At 68.2% G+C, this 16990-nt stretch carries 16 protein-coding genes and 1 tRNA gene; 6 read left to right on the forward strand and 11 right to left on the reverse strand.

Features of this window, described 5'->3' with window-relative positions; translation table 11 throughout:
- Positions 1–67: 67 nt before the first annotated feature.
- Together ACWHYQ_RS08385 and ACWHYQ_RS08390 are read left to right on the forward strand one after the other, a co-directional pair.
- Complete coding sequence (locus ACWHYQ_RS08385; protein WP_447975238.1) at positions 68–2827, forward strand: MMPL family transporter; 2760 nt, start codon at positions 68–70, stop codon at positions 2825–2827.
- Positions 2824–4329 (forward strand): hypothetical protein, encoded by a 1506-nt coding sequence (locus ACWHYQ_RS08390; protein WP_447975239.1) that lies wholly within the window; start codon positions 2824–2826, stop codon positions 4327–4329. Before ACWHYQ_RS08385 ends, ACWHYQ_RS08390 begins: the two co-directional genes overlap by 4 nt.
- Here the strand turns inward: ACWHYQ_RS08390 and ACWHYQ_RS08395 are convergent.
- The gene (locus tag ACWHYQ_RS08395) at positions 4326–4793 is read right to left on the reverse strand and encodes a response regulator (protein ID WP_447975240.1); all 468 of its coding nucleotides are present in this window, start codon (positions 4791–4793) and stop codon (positions 4326–4328) included. The two genes, ACWHYQ_RS08390 and ACWHYQ_RS08395, sit on opposite strands and share 4 nt — an antisense overlap.
- 131 nt (positions 4794–4924) lie before the next feature.
- Between ACWHYQ_RS08395 and ACWHYQ_RS08400 the strand changes: the two genes are divergently transcribed.
- The gene (locus ACWHYQ_RS08400; protein WP_447975241.1) at positions 4925–6175 is read left to right on the forward strand and encodes an MFS transporter; all 1251 of its coding nucleotides are present in this window, start codon (positions 4925–4927) and stop codon (positions 6173–6175) included.
- Here ACWHYQ_RS08400 and ACWHYQ_RS08405 read toward each other — a convergent pair.
- The 8 genes from ACWHYQ_RS08405 to trmFO form a co-directional block, all read right to left on the reverse strand.
- Complete coding sequence (locus ACWHYQ_RS08405) at positions 6172–6972, reverse strand: ABC transporter ATP-binding protein (protein WP_447975242.1); 801 nt, start codon at positions 6970–6972, stop codon at positions 6172–6174. The two genes, ACWHYQ_RS08400 and ACWHYQ_RS08405, sit on opposite strands and share 4 nt — an antisense overlap.
- 87 nt (positions 6973–7059) lie before the next feature.
- Positions 7060–7920, reverse strand: coding sequence for a M20/M25/M40 family metallo-hydrolase (locus tag ACWHYQ_RS08410; protein WP_447975243.1), 861 nt, complete (start codon positions 7918–7920; stop codon positions 7060–7062).
- Between the two features lie 16 nt (positions 7921–7936).
- The gene (locus ACWHYQ_RS08415; RefSeq protein WP_447975244.1) at positions 7937–8551 is read right to left on the reverse strand and encodes a nicotinamidase; all 615 of its coding nucleotides are present in this window, start codon (positions 8549–8551) and stop codon (positions 7937–7939) included.
- Positions 8552–8607: 56 nt separating this feature from the next.
- Entirely contained in the window at positions 8608–9501 is an 894-nt protein-coding gene (argB, locus tag ACWHYQ_RS08420; RefSeq protein WP_447975245.1) for an acetylglutamate kinase, read from the reverse strand.
- A 112-nt stretch (positions 9502–9613) separates the two neighbouring features.
- Positions 9614–11020 (reverse strand): ATP-dependent protease ATPase subunit HslU, encoded by a 1407-nt coding sequence (gene hslU, locus ACWHYQ_RS08425; RefSeq protein WP_447975246.1) that lies wholly within the window; start codon positions 11018–11020, stop codon positions 9614–9616.
- A 4-nt stretch (positions 11021–11024) separates the two neighbouring features.
- On the reverse strand, positions 11025–11561 hold the full coding sequence (gene hslV / locus ACWHYQ_RS08430; protein ID WP_447975247.1) for an ATP-dependent protease subunit HslV: 537 nt from the start codon (positions 11559–11561) through the stop codon (positions 11025–11027).
- Positions 11558–12505 (reverse strand): tyrosine recombinase XerC, encoded by a 948-nt coding sequence (locus ACWHYQ_RS08435; RefSeq protein ID WP_447975248.1) that lies wholly within the window; start codon positions 12503–12505, stop codon positions 11558–11560. Before ACWHYQ_RS08435 ends, hslV begins: the two co-directional genes overlap by 4 nt.
- Positions 12478–13794 (reverse strand): methylenetetrahydrofolate--tRNA-(uracil(54)-C(5))-methyltransferase (FADH(2)-oxidizing) TrmFO, encoded by a 1317-nt coding sequence (trmFO, locus tag ACWHYQ_RS08440; protein ID WP_447975249.1) that lies wholly within the window; start codon positions 13792–13794, stop codon positions 12478–12480. Before trmFO ends, ACWHYQ_RS08435 begins: the two co-directional genes overlap by 28 nt.
- A gap of 123 nt (positions 13795–13917) precedes the next feature.
- Here trmFO and ACWHYQ_RS08445 point away from each other — a divergent pair.
- The 3 genes from ACWHYQ_RS08445 (at position 13918) to ACWHYQ_RS08455 (ending at position 15841) form a co-directional block, all read left to right on the forward strand.
- A tRNA-Val gene (locus tag ACWHYQ_RS08445) sits at positions 13918–13992 on the forward strand.
- Positions 13993–14258: 266 nt separating this feature from the next.
- Positions 14259–14597 carry a hypothetical protein gene (locus ACWHYQ_RS08450; protein ID WP_447975250.1) on the forward strand — a complete coding sequence of 113 codons (339 nt, stop codon included), beginning with the start codon at positions 14259–14261 and terminating at the stop codon, positions 14595–14597.
- Between the two features lie 89 nt (positions 14598–14686).
- Positions 14687–15841, forward strand: a complete 1155-nt coding sequence (locus ACWHYQ_RS08455) for a tetratricopeptide repeat protein (protein ID WP_447975251.1) — start codon at positions 14687–14689, stop codon at positions 15839–15841.
- Between the two features lie 16 nt (positions 15842–15857).
- Here the strand turns inward: ACWHYQ_RS08455 and dksA are convergent, their stop codons facing one another.
- Positions 15858–16268 (reverse strand): RNA polymerase-binding protein DksA, encoded by a 411-nt coding sequence (gene dksA, locus ACWHYQ_RS08460; protein ID WP_447975252.1) that lies wholly within the window; start codon positions 16266–16268, stop codon positions 15858–15860.
- A 104-nt stretch (positions 16269–16372) separates the two neighbouring features.
- Positions 16373–16975, reverse strand: a complete 603-nt coding sequence (gene recR, locus ACWHYQ_RS08465; protein WP_447975253.1) for a recombination mediator RecR — start codon at positions 16973–16975, stop codon at positions 16373–16375.
- Positions 16976–16990 lie beyond the last annotated feature (15 nt).

The raw sequence follows: 16990 nt of genomic DNA on the forward strand, positions 1-16990 counted from the left end.
GAGGCCGGCTGACGAAGGGGTGGCCGGGCTCGCGGGCAGCCTCTGAGGGACGGGAGCACGACCGGGCATGAAGCGGCTGATGCGCTGGATCGCGGACCATCCCCTGCTCGACATGGGCTTGGTCCTTGCGGCGACGGCGGCGTTCGCGCTCCAGATTCCCAAGCTGGAGGTGGACACCTCCGCCGAGGGCTTGATGCTTGAGAAGGACCCGAGCAAGGCCTACTACGACAAGATCAAGACGAAGTTCGGGAGCGACAACCTGACCATCGTCCTGGTCAAGGCGGACGACGTCTTCGCCGCGCCGGTCCTGCAGAGCCTCAAGCGGCTCTCCGACGCGATCGAGCGCTTGCCGGGAGTCTCGCGGGTCGAGAGCCTGACCACCGTGAACAACATCAAGGGTGAGGGCGACTCGCTCAACACCGAGCCGCTGGTCGGCGCCCGGGTGCCGACGGACCTGGCCCGGCTTGCGAAGATCCGCGCCGACGCGCTCGGGAACCGGATCTTCGTCGGGAACATCGTCGCCCGGGACGCCAAGGCGGCGGCGATCAACGTCTATACCGATCCCAAGCCGGGCGACAAGGGATTCAACCGGCGCTTCACCGACGCGGTCGAGGCGCTGATCGCCCAGGAGACCGCGGCGGGGCGCTCGATCTACCAGATCGGCGGGCCGCTCACGAAGGTCACGTTCGGCGACTACATCCGGCAGGACCAGATCGCTCTCGTGCCGCTCTCGCTGGCCGTGCTGCTCGTCGTGCTGCTCCTGGCCTTCCGGATGGTGCAGGGCGTCGCGATCCCGATCGTCACGGGCTTGGTCAGCATCACCTGGGGGCTGGGCTGGATGGCGCTCGTCGGCATCCCGGTGAACGTGATCACGGCGATCATCCCCTCGCTGCTGATCGCCATCGGGTTCACCGAGGACGTCCATATGATCTCCGAGTACCACCAGGCACTGCGGCAGGGCCTGGACAAGGTCGCCGCGGTCCGGCACATGGCCGAGCACGCCGCCCTGCCGATCCTCATCACCACGGTCACGACGGTCGTCGGGTTCGGGAGCCTCATGACCAGCGACATCACGATGCTGATCCAGTTCGGCCGGGCCTCGGCGCTGGCCCTCTCCTCGAACTTCGTCATCACGATCGTGCTCGTGCCCGCCCTGCTTCGGCTCCTGCCCGTCCCAAAGCGATTCCGGGCCCTGGCGCTCGTGCAGGAATCCCCCGAGGGCCCGACCACCGCCTGGATGGAGCGGCTGGGCCGGTTCAACCTGCGGTACCGCCGCCCGATCGTGGCCCTCACGGCCCTGCTGGTCACTGGCTCCCTGGTCGGCTGGGCCTTCCTCAAGGTCAATACGGACTTCATCAGTTACTTCCCCGAGTCCTCCTTCATCCGGCAGCGGACCCTGGACCTCCACCAGTCGCTCGCCGGCGCCGTCAACTTCTACGTCGTGGTCGAGACCGGCCGGGCGGACGGGGTGAAGCAGCCGGCGGTGCTCGCGGCGATCGCGGACCTGCAGGACTTTCTCGCCGGCACGGGCCTGGTGGACAAGACCGTCTCGGTCGCGGACTACGTGCGGACGATGCACCGGGAGATGAACCGCGGCGATCCGAAGCTGGAGCGGATCCCCGCGAGCGCCAACCTCATCGCCCAGTACCTGCTCGTGCTTGATGGCAAGGACCTGGCCAAATACGTGGACGCCGACTCCTCGACGGCCAACCTCGTGGTGCGGCACAACATCACGAGCTCGTGGGAACTGTCGGCGCTCCTGGCGCGGCTGGACGAGTACGTCAGGGGACGCATCCCGCCGGACGTCCGCGTCACGACCACGGGCGAGGGCGTGCTGATCAACAACGCGGCCGACTTCATGGCGATCAACGAGATCACGAGCTTCTCCTCCACCTTCGTGATCATCGGGTTGCTGCACTCGCTGCTGTTCACGTCGCTCAAGGCTGGCTTCCTGTCGCTGCTCCCGAACGTGATCCCGATCCTGCTGAACTTCGGGCTGATGGGGCTGCTGGACATCCCGCTGAACACGGGGACGGCCCTGATCGCGACGATCGCCATCGGGATCGCCGTGGACGACACCGTCCACCACATGGTGCGGTACAGCCGCGAGCTGAACGAGCGCCACGACCAGACCGCTGCCATGTTCCGTACGATGCAGGCCCAGGGGCCGCCGATCCTCTCCATCTCGCTTGCCCTGGCCGGCGGGTTCCTGGTCCTCATCTTCTCGAACTTCGTCCCGACCGTCTATTTCGGCGCCCTCTCCGCCCTCGTGATGCTGGTGGCCGCCGGGACCGAACTGGTGATCACGCCGATCCTCATGCACTCGACGCGCCTGGTGACGCTCTGGGACCTGCTCCTGGTCAAGATGAGCCCCGAGCTGGTGCGTGCTGCGCCGTTGTTCCGCAACCTGAGCCGGTGGGAAGCCCGCAAGGTGGTGCTCTTGGGGCGGCTCCGGACGCTCGCGGCCGGCGAGCCGCTGATCCGGACCGGCGAGACCGGGACTGAGTTCTACATGCTGGTGACGGGGCGCGTCCGGGTGCTGGCGCGCGGCGCGGATGGCACGGCGCAGCCGCTCGCGATCCTGGCGCCGGGCCAGGTCTTCGGCGAGATGGGGCCGCTGGAAGGCGTCCCGCGCTCCGCGGACGTGGTGGCCCTGGAGCCGGCGGAGGTGCTGGCGCTCGACTATGCGGACCTCGAGCGGATCCGGCGGCGGTTTCCGTACACGGGCGCGAAGCTCTTCCTGAACCTCGCCCGGGTGCTCAGCGAGCGGCTGCGCGCGACTACCCAAGCCTATGTCCAGGTCCCGGCGGGAGGGGCGAGGCCGTGAGTCAGACTGCAACCGACGCCTCGGCGCAGACCTACAACTACCTGATCATCAGCGACCTCCACCTCAAGGAGGCCGAGAAGAGCCCGGCCGGCCGGCTCTTCTACTTCGACCAGGACTTCACGGACTTTCTCCGGCATTACCGGCACACTTACGCGGGGCAACGCCGGTGGCGGCTGATCATCGGCGGCGATTTCATCGAGTTCTACCACCGGATCAACGAGGCCCTGAACCCGCGCGGCAAGCTCCTGCGCGGCACCGCGCTGACGGAGACGGACCTCAAGTTCTATCCCGGCACCGAGTGGCCGAAGTCCGTCTGGAAGCTCGACCGCATCCTCCGGAGCCACCAGTTGCTCCTGATCGCGCTCGCCCGCTTCATCCTCGAAGGCAACGAGATCCATATCCTGCGCGGGAACCACGACCTGGAGTGCTTCTGGCCACAGGTCCAGGAGCAGTTCCGTGCGCTCGTGGCCGAGCACCATCCGGCAGGCGTGACCTACATGGAGATGAAGACGCTGGTCCAGGAGCACATCCGCTTCGTCCCGTGGTTCTACTACGAGAAGGATCTGCTCTACGTCGAGCACGGGCACCGTTACGATCCCTACTGCTCGAACGCCCACCACCTCTGCCCGGTGCTGCCCCGGAAGCCGGACCGGCTGGAGATGGCCTTCTCGGCCTTCACCATGCGGTACTTCGTCGCCCGGCTCCACTACGCCGATCCCGCGTCCATGGAGAACTTCAGCTCGGTCCCCAAGTACCTGGGGCGGCTCTTCCGGAGCAACCTCGCGCAGATCCTGGAGATCCCCCGGTACTACATCGAGATGGTCGTCCGCACGCTCGGCAAGGTGCAGCGGGAGGCGGAGCCGGACCCTGCGCTGGAAGAGCGGGAAGCCCAGGCCCGCGAGGCCGTCCGGGCGGCCTACGGGTTGTCCCAGGCCGCGATGCGGACGTTGAGCGGGCTCGCCCACCCGCCCGTCCTTTTGAGCCGCTGGGAGACGGTCAAGTGCTTCCTGCTCGATCTGCAGGTGGCGACGCTCCTGGTGCTGGGGCTCGGCCTGGAGGGCTGGCTCGGCGCCGCGGACCGGGCGCTGGCCTGGGGTGCGGCGGTGGGGGCGGGGCTGGGCCTCGGCGCGGTCGTCTGGCTGGGGCGGCGCCGCATCGTCGCCTTCAACGACCACCGCAACCTGCGCGAGATCGCACGCACGATCCGCGACGTGGTTGGCTGCCGCTACGTCGTCTTCGGCCACTCGCACGATCCGGACGCCTATCCCCTGTCGCCGGAGCGCGACGCCTGGTACTTCAACGTGGGGACCTGGGTGCCGCGGGGCCGGGAGGGGCAGTTCATCTTCCTGGAGCTTCTCCACGGGGCGGCGGGACCGGTCGCCCGGCTCATGCGGTGGAATCGGGCGGAGCAGGTTCCGGTCGAGGTGGACGCGGCCAGCTATGCCAAGGGGACCAAGGAGCGGCGGGCGCTGCTCCACGAAGCGGGCGGCGGGTCAGACTAGGTCTTGAGCTGTTGGAGCTGCCGCTCCAGCGCCTTCACCTTGGCCTCCAGCTCCTGGGCATGCTCCTGCAACTTGTAGATAAGCATCCGCTCGTTCAGGCCTGCCTCGATGATCCGGAGCATGTCGTCGTTCTGCCAAGGCTTCTCCAGGTACTGGTACAGCCGGACTTCGTTGATCGCGCGGATCGCGCTCTCCTTGTCGGCAAAGCCGGTCAGGATGATAAGCTGGATGGCCGGGTAGAGGCGCCGGACTTCGCGGAGAAAGGTCACCCCGTCCATCTCGGGCATCAAGAAGTCGGAGATGGCGAGATCAATCGGGTTGAACTTGATGGCCTCCAGGGCTGCCTGGCAGGACGTGAAGGCCAGGGGCTCGTGCTCGGTCTCGAGGCTGATCAGCGTCCGCAGGCTGTGGACGACGATGTCCTCGTCGTCCACGATGAGGATGCGCTTTGACTGACCGCCCACTCGAAGCCTCGCCCGTTCGAAGACAGGAGCCGACGCGAACGGCGGCCAAATTCTAGGGAGCTTGTCGGGGGAATTCAACACATTTCCCGGCCACTGCGCCTGCGTCGCCTGACGTTAGCCGAGAGGAGCCTGTGAGCCCGTCGTGCCCCCTTCCCGCTGCCCCTCCCCGGGCCTGGATCACCCGGACCGTCCTCGGGATCGTGCTCGCCACCTTCTTCTCGGACTTCGGCCATGAGATGGCCACGGCCGTGCTGCCCCTGTATCTCGCTGCGCTCGGCCTGGGTCCCGCGGCGCTGGGGCTCATCGAGGGCGTCGCGGATTTCCTGATCAGCCTCTCGAAGCTCGCCGGCGGGGTGCTCGGCCGGCACGTGCGCGACAAGCGGCCCTGGGCCTCGCTCGGCTACCTCGTGACGGCCGTCGCCACCGCGGCGATGGCGCTCGCCGCTGGCGTCGCGGCGCTGGTCGCCCTGCGCGGGGCCGCCTGGATCGGCCGCGGGTTCCGGGGCCCGCTGCGGGACGCGCTGCTCGCCGAAGCGGTGGCCCCCACCCACTACGGCCGCGCCTACGGACTCGAGCGGGCTGGGGACATGGCGGGCGCGGTGGTGGGCCCCCTCGCGGCCTCGGCCCTGCTCTTCGTCGGCGTCGCCTTCCGCGACGTCCTCCTCTGGACGCTGATCCCGGGACTCCTCGCAGCGGGAGCGATGTTCGTCATGACCCGCGAGCGGACACCCCCGACTGCCGCTCGGGCGGACCGCCCGCCGCCCGCCGCCCGCCGGGGCTTCCCGCGCGCCTTCTGGCTCTTCCTGATCGGCGTGGCGCTGTTCGGCCTGGGGGACTTCTCCCGGACCTTTCTCGTCTGGCTCGCGGCCCGGGACCTGGGCGGAGCGAATCCGGCCGCAGATCAGGTCACCGGACTGGTCTCCGCCGCGGCATTGCTGTACATGCTGCACAACCTCGTGAGCGCCGGCGCGGCCTATCCGATCGGCCACCTGGGCGACCGCCGATCCCGCTACGCGGTCCTGCTCTGGGGCTATGGCCTGGGCGTGGGCACCAACCTGCTGCTCGCGGCGACGAGCGGGAGACTCGGCTGGCTCGTGGTCGCGATCATGCTGTCGGGCGTGTCTATCGCGGTTGAGGAGACGCTGGAGAAGGCCGTTGCCGCCGAGATCCTGCCGCGCGAGCTGTGGAGCCTCGGCTTCGGCATCCTCGCCTGCGCGAACGCCGCCGGCGATCTCCTCTCCAGCCTCTACGTCGGGGCACTGCTCCAGGCCGGATCGCCCGGCTGGGCCTTCGGCCTGGCGGCTGCCTTCGGGCTGGCCGGGACGGGGTGGTTGGGGATCGTCGGGAAAAGGGTTCAGGAGGCGCGAGGGGCACGCGCCTAACGGCTCGCTGTCTCTCCCGGCAGGGCCTGGTAGAAGCCGTTGGCCTGGACCAGCCTGATCGGGGTGTCGAAGAGGCGGCCGAGGTTGGCCGCGGTGAGCACGTCCGCCTTCTTGCCGTCGGCGACGACCTTGCCCGCCTTGAGCAGGACGACGCGCTCGATCTCCGGCGGGATCTCGTGGATGTGGTGGGTGGCGAGGATGACGGTCTTCCCCGCCCGCATGAGCCCGCGGATGACCTCCAGGTACTGGAAGCAGGCCTTCATGTCGAGCCCGCTGGTCGGCTCGTCGAGCACGAGCGCCTCCGGATCGTGGATCAACGCACGGCCGAGGAGAAAGCGGCGCTGCTCGCCGGTGGAGAGGGTCCCGAAGCGCCGCTCGCCGAGCCCCGCCACCCCGAGCTGCGTCATGAGCCGGGCCGCCCGCGCTAGCTCGTCGGCCGTGAAGGGGTGACGCCTCCACACGCCGATGCTGGCATAAAGCCCGGAGAGGATCACCTCGATACCTGTGGCGTCGTTCGCGTACTCGTGCTGGAGGTCGTGGGAGACGAGCCCGAGCCGCTTGCGCAACGCCCAGACGTCCCACCGCTCCTGGCCGAAGAGCCGGACCGCGCTCCCCTCCTGGGGCACCCAGTACAGCTCCCGCGCGAGCAGCTTGAGCAGCGTGGATTTCCCCGCGCCGTTCGGGCCGAGGATTGCGGTTTGCTCGCCGTGGGCGATCTCTAACGACAGGTCGTCGAACACGCAGGTGTCCCCGCGATAGACCGTGGCGTGCCGGATCTCGAGGATCGCGTGCGTCACGAGGATGGGTCGCGATGATCCTGAGGGGGTCGGAATCTATGGGGCTCCCCGGCAACTGTATCCAAAGTCCTGGTGCAAAAGCTACTGTCAGCCTCGGTCCGTCTCGGGCATGTTTCGCGCCGCTGCGACGACCAGCCGGGTCACCCGCTCGATGAACGAGAGGTCCAGCGTGTCGAGCGTGTCCGTCGGCTGGTGGTAGTGGGGGTTGCGGAAATTGGCGGTGTCGGTGAGCATCACGGCGGGATAGCCGTACTGCCAGAAGGCGGCATGGTCGCTCCGGCGGGTGTCTGGGAGCAGATCGCCCTGGCCCGGGACGACCAGCGGGACGGTCTTGAGGTTGGGAACGTCGCGTCTGGCCGCCCCCTCGATCGCGGCCACCAGCCCGGCCGAGGCGGCGTTGCCGACGACCACGAGGAAGTCACCCGCGGAGGGCACGGCGATCGGCACGCCCGGCGGCACCTGCTGGGTGCCCTCCTCGGGCCGCGCGAAGCCGACGCACTCCAGGACAATCGCGCCGCGGAGCGGCTCGCCACGCTCGCGCAGCGCCGCCGCGTAGGCCAGGCTCCCGAGCAGGTTCTCCTCCTCCAGGCAGAACGCGATGAACCGCACCGGTGCGGCCGGCGGCGGCGCCGCCAGGCTGCGCGCGGCTTCGAGCAGCACGGCCAGTCCGCTCGCGTTGTCGTCGGCACCGGGCGAGCCTGGCACCGTGTCGTAGTGGGCAGCGACGATCAGGGGCGGGCCGGCGTCTGAAGTCGCACCGGGCAACTCTGCGATCACGTTGCGATAGGTTCCGCCGAGCGCGTCGAAGTCGTGGAAGCAAACGGCCAGTCCGAGGCCACGGAACTGCTCGGCGAGATAGGCTTCGGCGCGGCGGAGGGCCTCGGGGGTGGAGAACGGATGGCGTTCGCCGACGAGGGCGGCCAGATGCTCTTGGAGGCGGCGGGTCACCCGGGCGGCGCGGGAGTCACGGCACCGTGACGCCGAGATCGCGCGCGGTGGCCGGGATGGCCCCGGCCTGCCGCATCTCCGCGATGGCCCGCGCGCAGTCGCCGGGGGTCGCGTCAATGCCGCGGATCGCATCCTCCAGCAGCACGACGCGCAAGCCGATCCGGCAGGCGTCCAGCACCGTGTGTTTGACGCAGTAGTCGGTGGCGAGCCCGGAGACATAGAGCGTCTCGACGCCCAGCTCCCGCAGCCGCTCCTCCAGCGGTGTGCCCTCGAAGGAGGAGTAGGCCTCCTTCTTCGGGTCGGTGGCCTTGGAGATGATCAGCGTGCCCGGCGGGAGAATGAGCTTGGGGTGGAACTGGGCGCCCCGCGAGCCCTGGACGCAGTGCACGGGCCAGGGGCCGCCGTTCTCCTTGAACGAGCAGTGATTGGGCGGATGCCAGTCGCGGGTCGCGACGATCGGCAGGCCTCTGGCGTGGAACAGCCGGATGTACTCGTTGATGACAGGGATGATCTCGTCCCCGCCGGGCACCGCGAGCGCGCCGCCCGGGCAGAAGTCTACCTGGATGTCGCCCAGGAGCAGGGCGCTCTTTTCGTCCGGATGCTTGCCGGCTCCTTTCGGATTCGTTTTCATGGGGGGAGCCCTCTGCAGCCGTCACCCTGCGAGGCCGGCTCGAGCCGTGCCGACCGCTAGCAGACGATTTCCGTGCCGATGCCCCTGTCGGTGAAGACCTCGAGCAGGATCGCGTGGGGCATGCGCCCGTCGATGATGTGCGCCTTTCGGACGCCGCCGTCAAGGGCTGCCAGGCAGGCCTGGACCTTCGGGAGCATCCCCTCGGTGATCACGCCCTTCTTGACCATCCGCTGCATGTCCTTGCGCGAGAGTGTGGAGATGTGCCGGCCCTTCGCGTCCCGGATGCCCTTGACGTCGGTCAGCACGAGGAGCTTCTCCGCTTTGACGGCGGCCGCGATCGCCCCGGCGACCAGGTCCGCGTTGATGTTGTACGTGTGGCCCGCCCGGTCGGTGCCGATGGGGGCGATGACTGGGATGAACTGCTCCTGCTGGAGCCGCACGAGCAGGTCCGGGTGGACGGTCTGCACCTCGCCGACGAGGCCGAAGTCCTCGTCCGGCTCGCCGTCCGGCTCGGTGTAGAGGCTCTCCGCCCAGGCCTTCGCGGTGAGCGGCTTGGCCATGATCAGGCCGCCGTCCTTGCCGGTGAGGCCGACCGCCCGGGCGCCGTGGCGGTTCAGGAGCGCGACGATCTCCTTGTTGATTTTGCCGCCGAGCACCATCTCGACCACGTCCATGGTCGCCCGGTCGGTCACCCGCACACCCTGGCGGAACTTGGCCTCCAGACCCAGCCGGCCCAGCATCTGGTCGATCTGCGGCCCGCCGCCGTGGACGATGACAGGGTTCAGCCCGACGTACTTCATCATGACCACGTCCACGGCGAAGCCTTCCTTGAGGCTGTCGTCCGTCATCGCCTTACCGCCGTACTTGATCACGACGGTCTTGCCGGCGAACGTGCGGATGTAGGGCAGGGCCTCGACCAGGATGTTGGCCTTCTTGATCAGTTTGTTCATCTCTTCAAGCTCCTAGCTTGCAGCGAATAGCTCATAGCGAAGGGCTTCAACCTGTCGTCGGGCTCCCTGGTCCCGTTATCTAGCTGCGAGCTATTCGGTGGCTCGCTGTCGGCTAGAGGATGAACCGGCTCAAATCCTCGTCCTTCACGATCTCGCGCAGCCGCTCCTTCACGTAGGGCGCGTCAATGACGAGCTTCCGGTCAGTCAGCTCGGGTGCCTCGAACAGCACGTCCTCCAGCAGGCGCTCCATGACCGTGAACAGCCGCCGGGCGCCGATGTTCTCGGTTCGCTCGTTGACCAGCGCGGCGGTGGCGGCGATCTCTTCGAGCCCATCTTGGGTGAAATCGAGCGTAACCCCCTCCGTGGCCAGCAGCGCCTGGTACTGCCGGACGAGCGCGCCGCGGGGCTCGGTGAGGATCCGGATGAAGTCCGCCTTGGTCAGGGGCTCTAGTTCGACGCGGATCGGGAAGCGCCCCTGCAGCTCGGGGATCAGGTCCGAGGGCTTGGCGACATGGAACGCCCCGGCCGCGATGAACAGGATGTGATCGGTCCGGACCGGGCCGTATTTGGTGTTGACGGTGGAGCCCTCGACGATTGGGAGGAGGTCACGCTGGACACCCTCCCGGGACACGTCGGGCCCCAGGTGTCGCTCGCGCCCGGCGATCTTGTCGATCTCGTCGAGGAACACGATTCCCGTCTGCTCGACCTTGGCGACCGCCTCCCGGATTACCTCGTCCATGTCAATGAGCTTCTGCGCTTCCTCCTGCGCGAGGCACTTGAGCGCCTCCGGCACCTTGACGAGGCGCTTCTTCTTCCGGCCGGGAAACAGGCCGCTGAGCATGTCGCGCAGGCTGCTCTCCAGCTCCTCCATGCCGCCGACGTTGGAGATGACCCCGATCGGCAGGCCCCGCTCCTTCACCTCCAGCTCGACGGTCCGGTGATCGAGCTTGCCCTCGCGTAGCTGAAGCCGGAGCTTCGAGCGGGTCGTCTCGTAGGATTCGCTGCCGGTCACGGGCTCCGCCGGCTCCTCGCCGAAGAAGCCAGGGAACGGCCGCTGGCCGGCGGGCGGCAACAGGAGGTCGAGCAGCCGCTCCTCGCCCAGCTCCTCCGCCTTTTGCTGCACGCGTTCCATGTGCGCGGCCTTGACCATCCCGACGGCCAGGTCGGTGAGGTCCCGGATGATGGACTCCACGTCGCGGCCGACGTAGCCGACCTCGGTGAACTTCGAGGCCTCAACCTTGAGGAAGGGCGCCTGCGCGAGCTTGGCTAACCGCCGCGCGATCTCGGTCTTCCCGACGCCCGTGGGCCCGATCATGATGATGTTCTTGGGGATGACCTCGTCGCGCAGGTCCGGGCCGAGCTGCTGGCGCCGCCAGCGGTTGCGGAGCGCGATCGCGACCATCCGCTTCGCGTCGCGCTGGCCGATGACGTACCGGTCCAGCTCCTCGACGATCTGGCGGGGCGTCAGGCTCTCCCGCTTGAGCGGCCGCATGGCCTGGTCGGGTACCGGATCCGGCATAGGGTTAGCGCTTGAGCTCCTCGATGATCAGGTTCTGGTTCGTGTAGATGTCAATCCCGCCGGCGATCCGGAGCGCCTCCTCGACGACCTCGCGAGCCCCGAGCTGCGAATGGTTCAGGAGCGCGCGGGCGGCCGCGAGCGCGTAAGGCCCGCCCGAGCCGATCGCCAGAATCCCGTCCTCCGGCTCGATCACGTCGCCGGTACCGGAGATGATGAAGGCGTGATCGAGATCTGCGACGGCCAGTAGCGCCTCGAGCCGCCGCAGGATTCGGTCGGTCCGCCAGTCCTTGGCCAGCTCCACCGCCGCGCGCTTCAGGTTCCCGCGATACTCCTCGAGCTTCGCCTCGAACTTCTCGAACAGGGTGAACGCGTCGGCGGTCGCGCCCGCGAAGCCCGCGAGCACTCGGTCCTTGTGCAAGCGGCGGAGCTTCCGCGCGTTGGCCTTCATGACCGTGGTCCCGTGCGTGACCTGGCCGTCCGAGCCCATGGCGACGACCGCATCGCGGCGGACGCAGAGGATCGTGGTGGACCGGATCGTCATGGCGCCGGCGGCTCCCTACGGGCCCGGCCGACCGGTGCCCTGCCCGCCCGCGGGTGGGCGCGATCATACACCTCGAGCAGCCGGTCCGTCGCCACGTGCGTGTATTTCTCGGTCGTCGCGAGCGAGGCATGGCCCAGCAGCTCCTGGATCGCCCGCAGGTCCGCGCCCTCCTCCAGCAGGTGCGTTGCAAAGGAGTGCCGGAGCCCGTGCGGGCTGATTCCGCCGCTGGGCAGGCCTCCAGAGTAGCGGCGCACGATCCGCTCTACGCTGCGGGCCGTGAGGCGCCCTCCACGCCGGTTCCGGAACAGGGGGGCTTCTTGGGGCTGAGGGCTGAGGGCTGAGGGCTGAAGGAGCGCCCGATACTCCTGGATCGCCTCCGCCGCGACCGCGCCGATCGGCACGATCCGTTCCTTCCGGCCCTTGCCGCGCAGCCGCACGAGCCCGTCGGCCAAGTTGAGATCCGCCTCGTTCATGCCGACCAGCTCGCTGACCCGGGCGCCGGTCGAGTACAGGGTCTCCAGGATCGCTCGGTCCCGCAGGGCCAGGATCCCGTTTCCCTCCGGGATCTCCATGAGCGCGTTGGCCTCCTCCTTGGTGAGCACGCGCGGGAGCGGGCGCGGCAGCCTCGGCGTGCGGACCTCCGCGGCGGGATTGGTCGTCGCGCGCCCCTCGCGGATGAGGAACCGGTACAGGCCGCGCAGTGCAGCCAGCTTGCGCGCGAGCGAGGATTTCTTCTCGCCCCGCCGGTCCAGCCAGGCCAGGTAGCTGCGGACCGTCACCGAATCCGCGTCGCCGGGCGCGAGCGGCCCGGCATCGGCCGGCCGCTGCGCCGCCGCGAACGAAAGGAACTGGCGCAGGTCCGCCCGATACGCGCGAATCGTCTCGCGGGACGCTCCTCGCTCGACCTCAAGAAACGTCACGTAAGCCCGAATCGCGTCTTCCATTCCTCCCAGTCCTTGAGCGCGCGCTCGCCGATGAGGCGCCGCTTCTGGTCTTTGTCGCGGATCCGGGCGGGCAGCGGCGGGAAGAGCCCGTAGTTCGTGTTGATCGGCTGGAAGTGGCGCGGGTCGCTGGTCGTGATGTAGGTGATCAGGCTCCCGTGCGCCGTCGTCGGCGGCGGGGTGACGAGCGGCAGCCCCGCCAGCCCGCGTGCGGCGTTGATGCCGGCCAGCCCGCCCATCGCCGCCGATTCGGTGTACCCCTCCACGCCCACGATCTGCCCGGCGAGGAAGGCCGTCGGGCGCATCTTGAGCTGCAGCGTCTCCCGCAACAGGAGCGGCGCGTTCACGAAGGTGTTACGGTGGAGGCTCCCGTAGCGGAGGAACTCGGCTCGCTCCAGGCCGGGGATCATCCGGAACACCCGCCGCTGCTCGGGGTACGTCAGCTTCGTCTGGAAGCCGACCATGTTGTAGCAGGTGCCGTGGCGGTTCTCGGCGCGGAGCTGGACCACCGCGAAAGGCCGGGTGCCCGTCTTCGGGTCCTCCAGCCCCACCGGTTTGAGCGGCCCGAACAGCATCGTCTGGCGGCCGCGCTCGGCCATGACCTCGAGGGGGATGCAGCCCTCGAAATAAGGCGTCTTCTCGAAGTCCTTGGGTTGCACCTTCTCAGCAGTTAGGAGCGCCTGGTAGAAGGCGTCGTAGGTCGCCTCGTCCATCGGGCAGTTCAGGTAGTCGTCGCCGCCCTTGTCGTACCGCGAGGCCCGGAACACGACGTCCATGTTGATCGAGTCGGCGTCCACGATCGGCGAGATCGCGTCGAAGAAGTACAGATGCTTGGCGTGGGTGAGGTCACGGATGGCCCCCGACAGCCGCTCCGAGGTCAGGGGCCCCGTCGCGACGATGCACACGCAATCGGTCGGGATCTCCGTGACTTCCTCGCGCAGGATCCGGATGCGCGGATGGTGCTCGAGCGCCTGGGTGATCCGCTGGGCGAACTGCTCGCGGTCCACGGCGAGCGCCGAGCCGGCGGGCACGCGCACCTCGTCCGCCACGCGGATGACGAGCGAGTTGAGCCGCCGCATCTCCTCCTTCAGGATGCCTGGCGCGTGCAGGATGTCCGCGGAGCCCAGCGAGTTCGAGCAGACCAGTTCGGCCAGGAGTCCGGTCTTGTGCGCCGGCGTGGTCTCCTTGGGCCGCATCTCATAGAGGGTGACCCGCGCCCCGCGGTTGGCCGCCTGCCAGGCTGCCTCGGAGCCCGCGAGCCCCCCGCCGATCACCACGACGTCGTCGCGCATGGGCTTAAATTCCTCGTGAAAATGGCATTCTACGGGCCACCCGGAGTGGAGTCAAGGAGAGCGCTCGCTGGGGCCCCCGCGTTGACTGCTCGAAATTTCCCGTGCTAGACTCGCTCCCCGGGTGGGCGATTAGCTCAGTGGGAGAGCGCTTCCCTCACACGGAAGAGGCCACTGGTTCGATACCAGTATCGCCCACCACACCAAGCTAGCTTGACTGCCGCGCTCTGAACTGTGCCCGGCAGAGCCGTACCTTCGGTGGTCTTTTCTCTTCCACTCACGCTAGCCTGGGCCGCTCGCCTCTCATTTCGGCAAGCGGGGCCGTTCCTCCAGTAATCATCGTGGCTTCTTCCCAATCGCCCTCTTGCTGGACAATCGCCTCGGCTTGGGCTACAGTTTGAGCGATTGATCCGGAGCAGCCGCTTTTGCAGGGCTCTGGCGGTGGCCGTCAACGGGTGAGGGAAGCGATGCAACGATTCCATGTGCTGGCCGGCATGGCTCTCGTCCTCGCGCTGTTCGCGGGCGGTTGCGTGAGCCGTCAGGAATACAGGCAGACCCAGCTCCTGACCGTGTACTCGTCCATGGACAGCATGGCGCTCGTCTATTCCGATCCGGTTGCAACCTCGCCGCTCAACGATCATCCCTTACGGTGGGTCGGCTTTCTCCTCCACCCGATCGGCGTCGGGGTTGATTCTCTGATCAACCGGCCGCTCTACAGCGCGGCCTCCGGCGCGCCCGCGGTGACCGGCTTCAACAGTGAGGACGCGATGCTCGATGCGCAGCGCCTCAGCCGGGCCAGGCGGTAAGCCGCCGCCTGGCCTGCTGAAGGCGCGGCCGGTCCTGGCGACGCCGCCCCTCGCCTCGCTGCTCCGATGACTCCCGGCGAGTCCGATCCATGCGTTGGCGTCCCTCTGTGATCCCGTTCCCGCGCGGCCTGCGGTGGGGGATCTGCCTGGTAGCTGCGGCCCTGAGCCTTTCGGCCTGCGCGGAAGGCCCACCTCCGTCGCGGCTCCCGCCGTCGGCCAGCGACCTCCCGCTGCTGAAGACGATCAAGCTCTGCGACCGCAAACCAGCGGTTCTGGCACGGCTGCAAGGCGAGCGGCATCCCTGGGGCGCGGGCGAAGAGGTGCGCATCTCCCGGACCGCCGCCGAGTCCGGCGCCGAGGAGTCGCTATTCTTCGATCAGGATGGCCTGCTGGTCGGCGCGCTGTTCGTCTTTCCGGGCGGCCTCAAACTCGATCGGTACCCGGTGCTGCGCGACACCCTTTCGAAACTTCCCACGAGCACGGAGTTCTACGTCAACGTCGCCGGGCTGGCCAGCCAGCGCGACTTCACCAGCAGCCGGCTGCTCCGCACCGGGGACGAGAGGAGCACGACGGAATACCTCGTGCTCGGGGAGGCAGAGGCCCCTACGCTCCTGATGGCGTCGCTCAGTGTGGATCCCTACGTCGCCCTGCTGAGCGTGCATCGGCGGGATTTCCTGGCCCGGATCGAGGCGCCGGCCAAGGGCGGGCAGGGTGCGCGGAAGGGCCCGGGCGTCGAGGATAAGGAGCCCTTTGGGGCGCTCCAGCAGTTCGCGCGCGGCGAGACTGCGCAGTTGGGCTACTGCGGGGCCCGCAACCACGCCCTCGCCGTCGAAGCCTACGGGCAGGCGCTCGCCCAGGGGCTCTCCAACCCCGCCCAGGTCGCCGAAGCCCACCATAAGCTAGGTCTGGCGTGGATGGGCAAGGGCCGGCTCGACCGCGCCCGGGACGAGCTGATCCACGCGCTGCAGATCCAGCCCAACCGCGCGGACGTCATCAACAACCTCGGCGAGGTCTACCGGCGGCTCGGCGACCCGTCGAAGGCGATCGCCGCCTTCGAGCGGGCCGTGACCCTCAAGCCCAACTACGCGCTCGCCCGCTTCAACCTGGCGGAGATGTACGAGACGCTCAACCCGAAACAGGCGCTCTCGGAGTACGAGACCTACCTGGCGATCGTGGAGGGAATCCCCGAGGAAGAGGAGCGCGCGAAGCAAGCCCGTGCGCGCATCGAGGCGTTGAAGCGGTGAGGCCGGGGGCGCACGGCTACTGGCGGATTTTTTCTTCCTGCTCCTGGAGCGTCTTGCACTCGATGCAGAGCGTGGTGACGGGGCGCGCCTTCAGCCGCTTCAGCGGAATCTCCTGGCCGCAGCGCTCGCAGATCCCGTAGGTCCGGGTGGACATCCGGTCGAGGGCCTCGTCTATCTTCTTGAGGAGCTTCTGCTCCCGCTCCTTGAGGCGCAGCGTGAAGTTCTGGTCAATCTCCGCAGCTGCCTGATCGGTGAGGTCGGGGTAGGACTCGAACTCGTGCCGGACGGCCAGCGTGCCGTTGACCTCGCCCAGCAGGCTGTCGCGCTGGCGCTCGAGCTCCCGTCGGATCTCCTCGTATTTGCCGAGAGGCTTCGCTGCCTTCGCAGCCTGCTTCGGCTTGGCGAGCTTGGCAACCCTCTTGGACATCCCCCTCCTCCGTCGGGCATCCCGGGATACGTCGGAAAGAGTCTTGATTGTAGTCGAAGCCTCCCGGTCAGTCAATGACGCGGAACGGTTCCGCCCCCGCCGGGTTACAGTTCCCGCCGGCCTTCCAGGGATTTCAGCAGGGTGACCTCGTCCGCGTATTCGATATCCATGCCGACCGGGATGCCGTAGGCGATCCGGGTCACGCGGACGCCGGACGGCTTCAGCAATCTGGTCAGATAGATCGCAGTCGCTTCGCCCTCGATCGTCGGGTTGGTCGCGAGGATGACTTCCTGGACCTCACCGCCGCGGACGCGCTCGAAGAGATCGTGAGCCCGGATGTCCGAGGGCCCAACGCCGTCGAGCGGCGACAGCGACCCGAGCAGCACGTGGTAGAGCCCGCGGTAGGCGCCGGCACGTTCGATCGCATAGAGGGTGCTGGGTTCTTCCACAACCAGAATCTTCGTGCGGTCGCGCTTGGGGTCCCGGCAAAACTCGCAGAGGTCCCCCTCGGCGATGTTCCGGCAGAGGCTGCAGAAGGCCAGGCCGTCCTTGACGGCGCGGATGGCGTCCGCCAGCCGCAGCGCCTCCTCCCGGTCGGCCTTCAAAAGATGGAAGGCTAGGCGCTGCGCGGTCTTCTGGCCGATGCCCGGCAGGCGCACAAGTTCCCGGATCAGCTTGGCGAGCAGGCCGTCCTGGTCCATCCCCATCGCGTCGCCTCGGCC

The sequence above is a fragment of the Nitrospira sp. Kam-Ns4a genome (genome assembly GCF_965152595.1).

Excerpts from the sequence above, each read along its gene's own strand:
- ACWHYQ_RS08435 (WP_447975248.1), bottom strand. The coding sequence starts at position 12,505 with ATGGAAGACGCGATTCGGGCTTACGTGACGTTTCTTGAGGTCGAGCGA.
- dksA (WP_447975252.1), bottom strand. The coding sequence starts at position 16,268 with ATGTCCAAGAGGGTTGCCAAGCTCGCCAAGCCGAAGCAGGCTGCGAAG.
- ACWHYQ_RS08455 (WP_447975251.1), top strand. The coding sequence starts at position 14,687 with ATGCGTTGGCGTCCCTCTGTGATCCCGTTCCCGCGCGGCCTGCGGTGG.
- recR (WP_447975253.1), bottom strand. The coding sequence starts at position 16,975 with ATGGGGATGGACCAGGACGGCCTGCTCGCCAAGCTGATCCGGGAACTT.
- hslV (WP_447975247.1), bottom strand. The coding sequence starts at position 11,561 with ATGACGATCCGGTCCACCACGATCCTCTGCGTCCGCCGCGATGCGGTC.
- ACWHYQ_RS08450 (WP_447975250.1), top strand. The coding sequence starts at position 14,259 with ATGCAACGATTCCATGTGCTGGCCGGCATGGCTCTCGTCCTCGCGCTG.
- hslU (WP_447975246.1), bottom strand. The coding sequence starts at position 11,020 with ATGCCGGATCCGGTACCCGACCAGGCCATGCGGCCGCTCAAGCGGGAG.
- argB (WP_447975245.1), bottom strand. The coding sequence starts at position 9,501 with ATGAACAAACTGATCAAGAAGGCCAACATCCTGGTCGAGGCCCTGCCC.
- ACWHYQ_RS08415 (WP_447975244.1), bottom strand. The coding sequence starts at position 8,551 with ATGAAAACGAATCCGAAAGGAGCCGGCAAGCATCCGGACGAAAAGAGC.
- trmFO (WP_447975249.1), bottom strand. The coding sequence starts at position 13,794 with ATGCGCGACGACGTCGTGGTGATCGGCGGGGGGCTCGCGGGCTCCGAG.
- ACWHYQ_RS08385 (WP_447975238.1), top strand. The coding sequence starts at position 68 with ATGAAGCGGCTGATGCGCTGGATCGCGGACCATCCCCTGCTCGACATG.